Origin of the sequence: Lactobacillus paragasseri, from assembly GCF_003584685.1 — a bacterium.
GTDB classification, from domain to species: domain Bacteria; phylum Bacillota; class Bacilli; order Lactobacillales; family Lactobacillaceae; genus Lactobacillus; species Lactobacillus paragasseri.
In genome coordinates this window covers 138,573-152,280 of sequence record NZ_AP018549.1, presented here as the reverse complement: position 1 = coordinate 152,280, position 13,708 = coordinate 138,573, and the positions used below count along the sequence as shown (strand labels likewise).

Genomic DNA, 13,708 nt, shown 5'->3' with positions numbered 1-13,708 from the left:
CTCTCTAACTTTAATTAAACAAGTCTGCCACTTTCAATTAACTCTGCAACCTCTGGTTGAACATGCTGATACTTTTTAACAGTTTCATCATAGTCAACAAAGAACAACTTGTACCATACTAAGAAAGTGTAAATTGCCCAGATTTGACGACGAGCTGAGCCATCGCCTTTGTAGTTATCATCAAGTAATTTAACAATCTTCTTTTGGTCAAAAATATCATTTACAAAGTCTTCAGTAAACAATTCTCTAACTTGCTTATAGAATCTAGGTTCCTTAAGCCATTGCTTGATTGGAGTTGGGAAGCCAAGCTTTGGTCTTTGTGCCCATTCTTCTGGCAAGACTTTTTCAGAGGCCTTACGAAGAGCATATTTAGTATCATGACGGTTAACTAAATACTTAGTTGGAATTGAGTTAGCAAGCTCTGCAATCTTCTTATCAAGATATGGCACACGTAACTCTAATGAGTGAGCCATTGAGATCTTATCTGCTTTTTGCTCAATATCATTAAGCATAAAGTGGTGAAGATCAATATATTGCATTTGCTTAACTTCATCAATATTCTTAACTTTCTTGAAGTCTTCTTGATAAATGCCATTAACTGTCAAATCATTCTTGTACTTATCACGTAAGATATTATTAGCATCTTTAGAAGTAAAGATAGTTGGATAATCCATATCATAAATTACGGATTGACCAACGTAAAACTCGCTTGGTTCTGCTAAGTTAGTGTACATATGTACCTTACCTGGGAAGTTAGGCATCTTCTTAATCTTATGAGCTAAGCGAACACGGCTCTTCTTAGGTAATTTCTTCAAACCGGCAGTAAAGACCTTGATTACGTCGTTATGCGTATGCATTCCATAGTTTACATAACCAGCAAATAATTCATCAGCACCTTCACCAGAAAGAGCAACAGTAACATGCTTTCTAGCCAATTTACACAAGTACCATAATGGAATAATTGATGGGTTAGCATCTGGTTCATCCATGTGATATTGCATTTCTGGAAAGTCGCGCATGGCTTCATCTGCATCAACCTTATCAGCGAAGAACTTCCAGCCATGTAAATCAGAAAGTGCCTTAGCCTTCGATGCTTCGTTATAAGTTGAATCATCAAAAGAAACTGAAAAGACATCTTCAGGATCAAGTAAGCTAGTTAAGTAAGAAGAATCAATACCTTCAGATAAGAACGCACCAACTGGTACGTCAGCGTTTCTATATAAGTCAACAGTTTCCTTTAAATCTTCGTTGATCTTATCTAAAGTTTCTTCAAAGCTTAAGCTATTCTCAACATACTTAGCATCCCAGTATTGATGAGTCTTCATTTTACCATCTTTATATTCAAACCAGTGACCTGCTGGAAAACGGTAAACGCCCTTAAAGAAAGTTTCCTTTAAGTCATTGTATTGATTCATTAAATATGGCTTAACTGCTTCAGTATTTAATTCCTTCTTAAAGCCAGGATAAGCTAAGAAACTCTTCAATTCACTACCAACGATCAACTTACCATTTTGGTCTGAATAATACATTGGCTTAATTCCAAAGAAATCACGTGCACCATATAAAGTCTTAGTATTATCATCCCAAATTACAAAGGCAAACATACCACGAACGCGCTTCAATAAGCCGTCCATTCCCCATTCTTCATAGCCGTGAAGTAAAACTTCAGTATCAGCTTTAGTAGTGAAGGTGTGACCAGCATCAATTAATTCTTTTCTTAATGGTTTAAAGTTATAAATTTCACCATTAAAAATAATTGCTCTACTTTTATCTTCATTAAAAATAGGTTGACTTCCGCCACGCAAATCAATAATTGATAAACGTCTAAAACCTAAAGCCACCTGATCATTGGTATACTTTCCATCTGAAGATGGTCCACGGTGCTTGATCGTGTCCATCATTCCTTGAATAGCACAGTCTTTATCCTTCAATTCAGGATCGAAAAACGCACAAATTCCACACATAAGTAACTTTCACCTCAAAATAAACAGTAGTCTTATTATAAGCTATTTACATTTCAAAAACTAAATTCGATAGAATCTTCTCTTAGAAGCCGCACCATAACCAAATACCTGTAGTAAATGTCTTTTAATATCAACATTTACAATGTAGCCTGCTGCTTCATTAGCATGATCCATTTGTCTATTCCAGCGCTTATTATATTGCGTAGTAAGCGCATGGTTTGGTCCCATAAGGGCCGAACAATTAAAAAATATATATTGGATACCATTAATCCGATATTGGTCCTCAGTATGACGGTGTCCACAGAAATATGCAACTATTTTTGCATTCTTAATTTTCGTAAAATCAAAGCTATTAGCTAAGGTAAATTCAGGAGGAACGTCTCTAGAATTAAGGTATCCTTTTTCATGTTGATTAAAAGCAACCATCAATTCATGTAGCGAACGCCCATTGAATTTTAGGGCATTTGTTCCCTTGCGAGTAATAGGGTTAGCATGACTCATGAAAATAATCGTTTTACCATTTGAATTTTCAAGAATTTCGATAATTTCTTGCATCTGGTCTTCACGAATAGCTAAAGAAAGCTTCGTGTCATACTTTTTCTTTCCTTGATCGTCTAATTCATAGGGTAAGTCAGAAGTATTAACGGTAATAATTCTGACATCATCTTTATCGAAGTATGCGACACCATGTTTACGCGTGATGTAATGAATGCCATCTTGTGCATACATGCTTGGCCACATAATATCTTCGAATTCATTTTCAGGAAAACTAGCCCTTAAATCATGATGTTCATCAAATTTGTCATTTTCATCATGATTCCCCTTAATCACAGCAAAATTAGTCTTTTTAGAGCGAAATGTTCGTGATAAGGAAATTAATTCGGCTTCACCTACTAAGCCTGGATCAGACCCATCCATCCAATCGCCTAAATGAGCTTTTAAGTCTAAAATGTCTTTGTCTTCAAGATAATTAAATTCCTTAACATGTCTTAAACCGTTATGGCCATAAAAATCAATACTATCAGTATCTTTATAATGAGTATCAGTTAAAACGCCAATATTAATCGAATTATAGCCTTTTCTGCTATGCTTTTTTACATAGTCGACTAATTGATCTAACTGATCTTCAACGATATAACGACGTCCGGTCCGCTTATTAACAAAGGCAGTATACCGATTTAACCTTTTATCAAACTTTCTGACATAAGCTGGTGCTAAATCAGAAGCGTCCACTGAACGCAAAGCTTGGTGCAAAACATTATCAGTATCTTTGTAAACAATAAGCTTATATTCTTCGCCATGTGGCGTGCCTTCTGGTGCTCCAACGTTATACTCACCGACAGTCATGTATTTTTGCATTCCGTCAAATGGAACATTATTTTTCTTTCGCATCATCTTCCGAGTCATCCCGGAAAACTTATCAATCATACCTTTGGTTTTGTTGATAATTTTCATGATACTCTTCCCCACTCATCACACAAAAAAAGGCCTTTAATTGGCCTTGGGGTTAATTTTTTGCCAAAGCAGCTGCGGCAAGACCCAATGATAAAACCGCATCTTTAGACAAAACCTTTTTTAAGTCATCTGGAGCAATTGCTCTGACAGCACCAATAACTTTCAAACTATATAAAAGTACATGTAAGTCAGTAGCACGATCATAGCTACCATCTTGCAATGGATCTTCATGATTATAGGTTAAATTAATTTCATCCTTATCAACATAGCCATCTACATGATTAGTCAAAATGCGATCGCTTAATTCACTTAGTGGTTGATCTAAATGAAGTAGAGTTAATTTACCATCAGATTCACTGTTGTAGTATTCATCTTGAGTCATATCAAAGTATTCTTCGATTGGCTTATCAAGAATGCCTAGACTATTAATTTCATTATAAATTCTTTTGGTATTCAGGTCTTGTTGACCGTTGATAATTTTTTCTTGTGATAAAGCAATATCATCAGCCAATGTCATGGTAGTTAAATTATCCATCATTGTCCTCCTTGAAATACAACTTCCATTATAACAAAAAAGTTCTTTTTTTCCTTTACTTATCATTATTATAGGTAGATATTACAAAAAAATTTAGAATTTGACAAAAATAAAAACGAGTAGCTAAAAATTCTACTCGTTTAAATAATAAATTAGACTAATTTCTTTCGAATCCAGCCAGAAATCCAGTCAATAATGACAACCATGACAATAATACCAACTAAGATAACACCTACACGGTTCCATTGACGATATTGCAAGGCAATAATTAATGGATAACCAATACCACCAGCACCAACTAAACCTAGAATGGATGCTGAACGAATTGAAACGTCAAAACGGTACAAAGTATTAGAAATTAAAGCTGGTATTAAGTTTGGCATTGTTGCAAACATAATAATGTTAAACTTAGATCCACCAGCTGCTGTAACAGCTTCATTAGCTCCTTCTTCAAGGTTCTCAATTGCTTCCGAGAACAATTTAGCAAGCATCCCCACGGAGTGAAAACCTAAAGCTAAAACACCGGCTGCTGAACCAGGTCCAACAGCTTTAATAAACATCAAAGCCAAAACAATTTCTGGGAAAGAACGAATAACAGCTAAAACAATTTTTCCCGAGCGGGAAGTATACCATTTTTTGTGGCGCGTGTTAGCTGCCCAAAAAGCAAAAGGTAATGAGATAACTGCAGAAATAAAAGTACCTAAGAAAGCAATACAGATTGTTTCCCATAATTGAGAAATTAGATCTTCGCCGCTTCCGTTATATACATAAGACCAATCTGGATGGAAAATACCAGCCAAAATAGCACCGGCAATTTGACCAGCAGTCGCTTTTATTCCACCAAAGTTCATTCCTACAAATGACCAAATAATTAAAGCTACAGTAACAATTGCAATTACCCAATGCTTAATTTTTTTCTTAGTGTCAATTGGTTTAGGAGGTAGTTTTTTCATTGTAGTATCCATTATTTCATCAACGCCTCCCGAGATTTAGTAGAAACATAGTCGATAAGAACTACGACGACGATAATAATCAAAATAATTAGACCAGTTTTAGCATAGTCAAAGACTTGTAGAGTTTGTTGCAAGTAAAGACCGATACCACCAGCACCGATATATCCAAGAACTGTTGAAGCTCTGACGTTAATTTCAAATGCATATAAAACATAAGAAATAAAGTAAGTAATAATTTGTGGCATCACAGCAAAATGGATAATTTGAAGCTTGTTTGCCCCAACAGCAGTTAAAGCTTCAATTGGACCTGGATCAATGGTTTCAATTGCTTCATAAAACAATTTAACAACTACACCAAAAGTAAATACTGATAAGGCTAAAACACCGGCAACTGGGCCAATACCAACAATTGCAACAAAAATTGCACCCAAAAGTAAATCTGGAATAGTTCTAACAATATTCATGATCACTCTCAAAATGCCAGTAACTGCCTTATTTTTAACAATATTTCTTGCAATTAAAAGCGAATATACAAATGCAATAGCTGAACCAATCACAGTTCCTAAGATAGCCATTTTAATTGTTTCAATTAAAAGCGGAACTGCTGTAGCAGCATATCCCCAGTCTGGGTGACACATTTGCACAAAAATATCGGTAAATTGGCTAAAGTTATTAAACAAAACGCTAATGTGCGTATTGGTTACATTTACCGAAAGAAAGAGACCTAAAACCATAATTACGACCCAAACAAGGTTCATAATTTTAAATTTCTTTTTAGGCAATTCAGCTAAATGCTGTTCCTTAGATTTAGGCATCTTCTTCCCCTTTCTTGCCGTTTCCGCCATTGTAAATATCGTCAAAGACAGCTTGAGAAGTTTCACTCATCTTGCCATCATAAACAATTTGACCGGCACGGACACCGATTACTCGATCTCCAAACTCTTTAGCAAGTTCAACGCTGTGAAGGTTAGCAACAACTGTAATACCGTATTCTTCATTAAGCATCTTTAAGTCATGCATAACTCGACGTGAAGTTTGAGGATCTAGAGAAGCTGTTGGTTCATCGGCTAAAATAATTTTAGGATTTTGAGTAAGTACACGAGCAATAGCAACACGTTGTTGTTGTCCACCAGAAAGTTGGTCTGCGCGAGTATAAACCTTATCTGCCAAATCAACACGTTGCAATGCTTCATACGCTTTTTGCTTATCTTCTTTAGTAAATAAGTTAAAAGTTGTCTTCCAAGTTGGATAATATGCAACTCGACCAGTTAAAACATTTCGCAAAACGCTTGAACGTTTAACCAAGTTAAAACTTTGGAAAATCATACCGATATCACGACGGATTTCACGCAAGTCTTTTCCTTTAGCAGACGTAATTGATTTACTATCAATTAAGATATCTCCCTTAGAAACATCTTGTAGACGATTAATAGAGCGAAGTAATGTTGATTTACCTGCACCAGATAAACCTACCACTACTACAAATTCTCCCTTATCAATATTTAAGTTAATATCCTTTAAACCAACTGTTCCGTTATCATAAATTTTGCTAACGTCTTTAAGTTGAATCATTGGCTGATTAGTAGCTGCCATTTAATCTAAATTTCTCCTTAACATATTTATATTGTTTACAGTGCATAAAAAGATAATCATCTTTTAGAGACAATTATCTTTTTACTAACTAAGCTATATTTAATTGACTATTTCTTGTCCTTGGCAATAATCTTGTCATATTTACGAACAATATCGAAGTTGCTGTCTTTAGACTTAGTGTAGCCTTCGTGACTGTAAACAGATTCGATAATCTTCTTACCTTCTTTAGATTGACCAACTTCAATAAATGCCTTTGCAAGTTTCTTTTGGAATGACTTAGACATATCGCTTCTAATAGAAATAGTATCGTTAGGAATTGGCTTAGTGAAGTAAATTGGAACAACTTGGTCCATAATCTTAGGGTTATCTTTTTTAACGATGTTACGAGCATCTTCAAAAACAAATGCTGCGTCAGTATCGCCATTTAATACGTTAAGCACTGCTTGGTCGTGTCCAGTAACAGTAACTAACTTACAATCTTTTGGAACGTTTAATCCTTTTTCTTCAAGTTCAGCAACTGGGAAAACATATCCTGCTGAAGAAGTTGGGTTTTGAACTGAAATACTCTTACCCTTTAAATCTTTCCAAGACTTAATCTTAGAACCCTTCTTAACAAGAATTTCGGCTCTATAAGAGTTAACCAAGTTCTTAGTAGCTTGACCACCTGGTTGTTTTACACCGTAGCGTTGTGCTTGAAGTAAAACATTAGCTGCTCCTTGCTTGTGAGCTAATACGTAACCATCTGGTGGCAAGAAACCAACATCAACCTTTTTAGATTTCATTGCTTCAACAACAGTGTTGTAGTCAGTTGACATTGAAACATGAACTGGGATACCAAGTTTCTTTGAAAGCATCTTTTCTAAAGGCTTAGCACGAGCTTCAAGTTTATTAGCAGCTTGACTAGGTACAAATTGGATAGTTAATGACTTAGGTGTATAACCATCTTTTGAACTATTTGACTTGTTAGAACAAGCAGTTGCAACAACAGCAAGTAAAATTGCAAAAAGGCCAACCAAGACTTTTTTGAACTTTTTCATCGTTTCCTCCTAATGAAACACATTAAATGACAAATACAAAAAAAAGACTCAATATGATAAGCTGACAAAAATAGCTAATCACATTGAGTCTTAAAAGTCGCTAAAAAACCAACGAAAGCGCCAACACCAATGAAGACTGATTCCCAGAAAGAACCAGCCCAAGAACGAGCCACTGAATCTTGGTTACGTTTTATAATGTTGTAATCGAAATTCACCATCATCGCTCTTCCTTCCCTAGTACTAACGTTCGTTCTTATGTATCATACCAAAAATATTCGTACTTGGATACTATTATTTTAATGAAAGCGCTCGTAATTTTTAATTGATTGAATTGGATCGATCCACTTTATAAAAAAATCACTCCATTAGTAAATAATAGAGTGATTTTTTAATGTTCGCTTTTTAGAAATATTTTTTCTTAGGTTTTGCGACTTTTTTGTTATCAATATCAGTCTTAATAATTAAAACATCAGATAAAGCATGTTGGTTAACGTAAGCAGTAACGCTTCCCATTAGCATTCTTTCCACTGCATTCATACCAGTTGCACCCATAATAATTAAGTCATTGTGGTGGTCCTTAATAAAATCAACCGCAATGATTCTCTTAGGCGAACCGTAACGAATGTGATAAGAAACATCAGTAAAGTTAAAATGTTCCTTAGCCCATTCTTTTAAGCTCTTAAGATACTCCTCAGAATCTTGGGTCATTTGATAAATGGTGTCTCCAGAAATCAAAGTATCTTGCATTTCCCCCATGAATTGACGAGTATCGATAACGTTTAATACATCCAAGTGAGCGTTATTATCAAGAGCAATCTTTACTGCCTTATCAAATGCACGCTCTGCTGTTTCAGATCCATCAACAGGAACTAAAATATTGTTATAATCTTTTACCATAAGTAATCATCTCCAAATGGAATTTGCATCTTTACATTGTAATTTTACCATTAATTATAACAATTAATAAATTTGTTTTCTTTTTATAGATCTAATAAATCTAAAATATTTATGAAAAAATATGTTAAAGTAATAATACTGTATTTAAATAACTTTAGTGAGGAAAAATATTAATGAGCGAAAATTATGAGACAAAATTAATTGGCATCCAAAATGGTCGCAATTTCCGCGAACTTGGGGGCTATAAAACCGTATCTGGTCAAACTATCAAATACAATAAATTGCTTAGAACCGGAAATTTAGCTGATCTTTCTTCATCAGACTTAGATTTATTGCAAAGACACGGCGTAAAATATGACGTTGACTTTAGAACCGAAAAAGAAAAAACTGAGCATCCTGATCGTGTACCTGAAGGTGCAAAATATATTTTTGATCCAGTTTTCAGCGATGACTTAACTAACGCTTCTAAAGGGATTTTTGCTTTAGAAGAAAATGCGGAAAAGGATCCCGAATTCGGCTTTAAGCATATGTTCTTTGCATATGAAGATATGATTAATGGACAAACAGCTCAAAAAGCCTATCGTAAGTTTTTCGATCTTTTACTTGCTAACGATCAAGAGAAAAATGCCCTGCTCTTCCACTGTACCGCAGGAAAAGACAGAACTGGATTCGGTGCATTGCTAGTTTTATCAGCATTAGGTGTACCTTTTACTACTATCAAATATGACTACACTTTAACAAATGTTACCACGAAAGATTTCGTTGATGGAATGCTTAAGCAAGCTGCCGCTGACGGCTCTAGCAAGCGCGTCTTGCAATCTATTAAGGATATTCAGTCAGTCTATCCAGAATACTTAGATCATGCCATACACGTTCTAAACCAGCAATATGGTGGAATCAATGAATACCTTCGTTCTACCATGAAGCTCTCAAGCCGTGATATCATGGATCTTAGGAGAATCTATCTTAAGGATTGATATATTATGGATATTCCAAAATATTTACAAATTGAAAACGAGCTAAAGAAAGAAATTATCTCTGGCAAATTTAAATACGGAGATAAATTCTATAGTGAAGCTCAATTAAAAGAAAAGTTTAATGTTTCATCTATTACTGTTATTAGATCTGTTAAAGATCTAGTTAAGGCAGGATACTTAGTTCGTCATCAAGGTAAAGGCACATTCATTTCACGCTCAAGAAAGGATAAATTAGTCCGTTTAAGTGATAATGAAGTTTTCTCTGATAAACAAGAAGAAGACAGAGTTAAAGTTGTAAAGCTACAAGAAGATAACCAAGCTAAAATGTTAAAGAAACTTGGTTTACCAAAATATGAGAGTTATTACTATATTGAACGCTTGCGTTTAATTGACGACACACCTTTTATGGTGCACCGTTCTTTTATTCCAGCTAAATTCATTAATAAAAATTTAGCTAAAGATCCTAATAACTATCATAGTATTTATGAAACGCTTCAAAAAGATAAGCAATTATACTTATTCGATGAGCCCTTTACAGAAACGGATACAATTGTAAAAGCTGATAGTGAAATTAGCCAGCAACTCAAAATTGCTAAAGATTATCCCGTTGTACGCCAAGTCAAGAAAACTATTTTATCTTCTACAGGAGAAGTAGTTGAATTAGTCGTTGGCTATAAGCGTTGCGATTACTTTTCACTTTCATTCTCAAGTACTGACTATCCGGGAGTTTAATAATTTAATCTGGAGACAAAAAGAAGCTGCTAAGCAGCTTCTTTTTTTATTTCTCAGTTTCAAAATTAGTTTCTAAGAAATCATAAATTTCTTCATTTGAATCCGAATTAAATAATTCATTTAGATCATCAACTGAAGTTCCAGCTAAAAAGTCCATAATCTTAGCCAAAATAGTTGAATGCATATCTGGGTCATTGTTCAAAATTAAAAACAGGAATTTTACCTTTAACTTTTCAGTTGGATTAACCATGTTATTAAAGGTTGCAGAGTTTCTAAGAGCAATAGGTACAATTAATTGCGTGCTAACATAATTACCCTCAGTATGAGGTACGGCAACATCAGGCAATTCTCGAGATAAGGGTCTCATAGAAATTCCAGTTGGATATTTATCTTCGCGTTCAATAATATCGCCTAAAAAATCTTCTTTAACATAGCCTAAGTCATATAATTTTTGAGAAACGGTCTTAAAGATTTCATTTCGATCAGTTAAATCTGTTACAAAGACAGCTTCTGGATCGAAAAGACTTTTTTTAGTATTCGTAGTAGGTTCCGCCTTTCCTAAGCAAAAATTTCTAGTTTCATTATATAAAACCGATTTCAAAAACACAAAAGTGGGTGTTCCTTTTGTTCAAATTTTGTTAAAGTTAGTTAATGTAAAAATGTTCCACCGATAAGAAAGAAAGGTTTTTCCATGACAAAACAAAAGACAGTTTACTTTGGTGCTGGTTGGTTCACTGAAACTCAAAACAAGGCATACAAAGATGCAATGAGTGCTTTAAATGCTAACCCAACTATCGATCTAGAAAACAGCTATGTTCCACTTCAAAATCAATACAAAGACATTCGTGTTGATGAACACCCTGAATATTTACACGACAAAGAATGGGCTCAAGCTACCTACAATGGAGATTTAGTCGGAATTAAAACTAGCGACATCATGCTTGGCGTTTACGTTCCTAAAGAAGAAGATGTTGGTTTAGGTATGGAATTAGGTTATGCAATGTCTCAAGGTAAATACGTTTTACTTGTAATTCCTGATGAATTATACGGCGAATCAATCAACTTGATGAGCTGGGGTGTTGCAGACAACGTAATCAAGATGAGCGAATTAGCTACATTTGATTTCAACCGTCCAAGATACAACTTCTACGATGGTGCTGTATATTAATTAGATAAAATAAGCTGGTAGAGTTCTTTTACTCTATCAGCTTATTTTTGTACATAAATTATTAACCAAAGAACTTCTCCAATTATTCATTGGTTAATCTTCGTCATTTGTGGCAGCGCTATCAGAATCATCATTATTTTCTAAACTAATGTCTTCTCGATAATGAAGATCACTAAATTTTTCTTTTCCATATTTTTCGGCATCGGTTTTATTTCTCCAGCCAATGCCATCTACCCAAGCCTCAGCACCGCCACCTATTACTAAAACTTTTTGTCCATGTTCTGTAGCTAAATTATAATATTCTCCAGCTCCAGCACTTTGCAACCAACCACGAACGTTAACTTTACTTTCGCCATTTTCAGATAAAACAACTACTCTTGCCCAATCCTTCGTCATATCTTGATAAGACGGATGATTTTGAGCATAACTGGTAAAATCAAAGTTCTTATTCATTTTATGCAATTTTTCTATAAATCCCTCACCAGTAATGGTATTTTTATCAATTATCAATTTACTTACGCTTCCGTCGCTTTCATTTGCTAAATACCATGTACCACGTAATTCATTTGGCATATCAAATAGTCCTTCATCACCTGGAACACTATTTGTAGACTTAGAATTTTTCACATTATTTTTAGCCTTACTTGATGTTGAACTTTCTACTTTCTTGCTTGAAAGAAAGTCATCCAAATTAAGTTTATTCTTTGTTTTATTAAACGTTTCTGTATTCCAGTCGTCATCCCCTGATATAACCAAAGTGCTACCAGTAAGCTTAGCAGTTAAGGCACTATTCACATCATTGTCATTAAGTCTAATTATATAAGTATTTTTACCAGTTTTCTTCCAGGTTAACCGATCATCAGTATCTGAATTCTTAGGATCAGCATATACATATCTTCCAGTATGATCAGAATTAAAAGCAATTGCTGCTCCATCAGTATCATCACGATAACTTCCTACGATACTTACATTTTTATTTGTTATACTTTGTTTAATAATTTTAGCTTGTTCATTACTGCCTTTTTCTTGCTTATAACGGCTTTGACATCCAGCCATAGCTAAAACAGCAGATCCTACTAGTAAAAAAATAAATACTCTATTTTTCATTTTTATCTCCAAGTAGTTTTTTAATCATTATTCGCAATTTCTTCAAAGTGAGAAGTTAAGTCTTGGTTAGCCGTTGGGTGAACTACTACATAACCACCATTTGTCGTCTGATCAACCAAGGCAACAGGTTCCCCATGGTAAAAACAGAACAGATACGTTATATGATCTTCTGCACTTTTACCATTATGATTAAAAATAGCAACCACATTATATGTATCACTGTCATTATCTTTACTAGTTACTTGCGGATTCCATTTCAATTTAATGCTGTCCATATCTTTAGGATCCCTACTATCATGATCTCCAGAACTCAATTTAAATGGATAAGTATTTTCATTAATATCACTTGGAAAATGTTCTCCAGCTAACGTTACTAGATCATCTTTGCCATCAATATAATGCTCATACGATTGATGCATTTTCTCCCCAAATTCATCCATGTAACTAATTAGTTCATCATTTTGATTGCTTGACCATAATTTATTTTCAGACGTAGTCTTCTTAGATTTTGTGCTAGTTTTAGAACTCTGATCGTTAACATTTTCATCCGACTTACCAGCAACAATCGATAGATTATCATTCCAAATATTTACATTTTTCTCCGTATTTTCAGATTTAATTTCTGGATAAATCTGACTTAAAACACTTCTGTTACTATAGCTAGACTTATTTCCAACATAAGTTATCTCTTTGTTATCTTTAGAAACCAAATAGCCAACCTGATCATTTATAACATATAAAGTACTTCCGTCAGTAGCACTGATTTCATAATCTCCAAAACGATATTTTGAATAACTTTTGATTGTCAAGTGACCACTTCTTAGATCATCGGCTGCTTCGCCCCATTTTTTGCCATATTTTTTATCAGCATAAAGAATTGCCCAAGCTGCTAATTGCTTACGCGGGATCTTTTTAATCTCAGCATTAGTTAGCCTTCCGTTGCCACCAATTACTGTGCTTTCCGCTGAATTTCGACCATGTTGATATAATCCCCAACCACCAAGAATAAGGACAAATACAGCGATAATTGCTCCAATAATGATATTTCGTTTTTGTGATTTTAATTTATTGCTGTGAATTTCACTTCTTTTAGGCATCGATTGTTTTCCAGATTTGGAAGATATAACTGTCTTTCCACAATGTGAACAGAATCGATCCGTAGGCTTAATTGGTTTCCCACAATGGGGACAAAATTTATTCATATCTTGACCTTTCTAAAAGGGTAAATTATAGCGCTATCATCAAATTATTTATATTGTAACAAATTACTCGACAAAAAAAGCTGATAGA

15 protein-coding genes are annotated in these 13,708 nt (G+C 34.4%); 3 read left to right on the top strand and 12 right to left on the bottom strand.

The genetic code is table 11. From position 1 onward, the window contains the following. Positions 1-14 precede the first annotated feature (14 nt). From asnB to LpgJCM5343_RS00640, 9 genes are all read right to left on the bottom strand, one after another. Complete coding sequence (gene asnB / locus LpgJCM5343_RS00675; protein ID WP_003647951.1) at positions 15-1,964, bottom strand: asparagine synthase (glutamine-hydrolyzing); 1,950 nt, start codon at positions 1,962-1,964, stop codon at positions 15-17. Positions 1,965-2,024: 60 nt separating this feature from the next. Continuing rightward, the gene (locus LpgJCM5343_RS00670) at positions 2,025-3,419 is read right to left on the bottom strand and encodes a metallophosphoesterase family protein (RefSeq protein ID WP_020806626.1); all 1,395 of its coding nucleotides are present in this window, start codon (positions 3,417-3,419) and stop codon (positions 2,025-2,027) included. 52 nt (positions 3,420-3,471) lie between these two features. Next, a complete protein-coding gene (locus LpgJCM5343_RS00665; protein WP_003651367.1) occupies positions 3,472-3,954 on the bottom strand; it encodes a hypothetical protein in 483 nt (160 codons plus the stop codon). A gap of 152 nt (positions 3,955-4,106) precedes the next feature. Beyond that, positions 4,107-4,919: a phosphonate ABC transporter, permease protein PhnE gene (phnE, locus tag LpgJCM5343_RS00660; protein ID WP_101890910.1), complete on the bottom strand. Its 813-nt coding sequence runs from the start codon at positions 4,917-4,919 to the stop codon at positions 4,107-4,109. Continuing rightward, entirely contained in the window at positions 4,919-5,722 is an 804-nt protein-coding gene (gene phnE / locus LpgJCM5343_RS00655) for a phosphonate ABC transporter, permease protein PhnE (RefSeq protein WP_003649608.1), read from the bottom strand. The genes phnE (LpgJCM5343_RS00660) and phnE (LpgJCM5343_RS00655) overlap by 1 nt, the downstream gene beginning before the upstream one ends. Continuing rightward, entirely contained in the window at positions 5,715-6,500 is a 786-nt protein-coding gene (gene phnC, locus LpgJCM5343_RS00650; protein ID WP_113576175.1) for a phosphonate ABC transporter ATP-binding protein, read from the bottom strand. Before phnC ends, phnE (LpgJCM5343_RS00655) begins: the two co-directional genes overlap by 8 nt. Positions 6,501-6,607: 107 nt before the next feature. Continuing rightward, complete coding sequence (locus LpgJCM5343_RS00645; protein ID WP_003649610.1) at positions 6,608-7,537, bottom strand: phosphate/phosphite/phosphonate ABC transporter substrate-binding protein; 930 nt, start codon at positions 7,535-7,537, stop codon at positions 6,608-6,610. A gap of 74 nt (positions 7,538-7,611) precedes the next feature. Further along, positions 7,612-7,758: a hypothetical protein gene (locus tag LpgJCM5343_RS09470; RefSeq protein WP_167435356.1), complete on the bottom strand. Its 147-nt coding sequence runs from the start codon at positions 7,756-7,758 to the stop codon at positions 7,612-7,614. A gap of 181 nt (positions 7,759-7,939) precedes the next feature. Further along, positions 7,940-8,434: a universal stress protein gene (locus LpgJCM5343_RS00640; RefSeq protein ID WP_020806628.1), complete on the bottom strand. Its 495-nt coding sequence runs from the start codon at positions 8,432-8,434 to the stop codon at positions 7,940-7,942. 173 nt (positions 8,435-8,607) lie between these two features. Here LpgJCM5343_RS00640 and LpgJCM5343_RS00635 point away from each other — a divergent pair, with 173 nt between their 5' ends. Together LpgJCM5343_RS00635 and LpgJCM5343_RS00630 are read left to right on the top strand one after the other, a co-directional pair. Beyond that, on the top strand, positions 8,608-9,411 hold the full coding sequence (locus LpgJCM5343_RS00635) for a tyrosine-protein phosphatase (protein WP_077959339.1): 804 nt from the start codon (positions 8,608-8,610) through the stop codon (positions 9,409-9,411). Positions 9,412-9,417: 6 nt separating this feature from the next. Further along, a complete protein-coding gene (locus tag LpgJCM5343_RS00630; protein ID WP_101890909.1) occupies positions 9,418-10,143 on the top strand; it encodes a GntR family transcriptional regulator in 726 nt (241 codons plus the stop codon). Between the two features lie 46 nt (positions 10,144-10,189). On the opposite strand, the gene LpgJCM5343_RS00625 is transcribed toward LpgJCM5343_RS00630, so the two are convergent. Further along, the gene (locus tag LpgJCM5343_RS00625; RefSeq protein ID WP_020806629.1) at positions 10,190-10,750 is read right to left on the bottom strand and encodes a PTS sugar transporter subunit IIA; all 561 of its coding nucleotides are present in this window, start codon (positions 10,748-10,750) and stop codon (positions 10,190-10,192) included. An 84-nt stretch (positions 10,751-10,834) separates the two neighbouring features. Between LpgJCM5343_RS00625 and LpgJCM5343_RS00620 the strand changes: the two genes are divergently transcribed. Next, entirely contained in the window at positions 10,835-11,311 is a 477-nt protein-coding gene (locus LpgJCM5343_RS00620) for a nucleoside 2-deoxyribosyltransferase (protein ID WP_003649616.1), read from the top strand. A 93-nt stretch (positions 11,312-11,404) separates the two neighbouring features. On the opposite strand, the gene LpgJCM5343_RS00615 is transcribed toward LpgJCM5343_RS00620, so the two are convergent. Both LpgJCM5343_RS00615 and LpgJCM5343_RS00610 read right to left on the bottom strand, forming a co-directional pair. Next, entirely contained in the window at positions 11,405-12,418 is a 1,014-nt protein-coding gene (locus LpgJCM5343_RS00615; RefSeq protein WP_077959337.1) for a lipocalin/fatty acid-binding family protein, read from the bottom strand. A gap of 20 nt (positions 12,419-12,438) precedes the next feature. After that, positions 12,439-13,620, bottom strand: a complete 1,182-nt coding sequence (locus tag LpgJCM5343_RS00610) for a DUF4767 domain-containing protein (protein ID WP_077959336.1) — start codon at positions 13,618-13,620, stop codon at positions 12,439-12,441. Between the last annotated feature and the right edge of the window lie 88 nt (positions 13,621-13,708).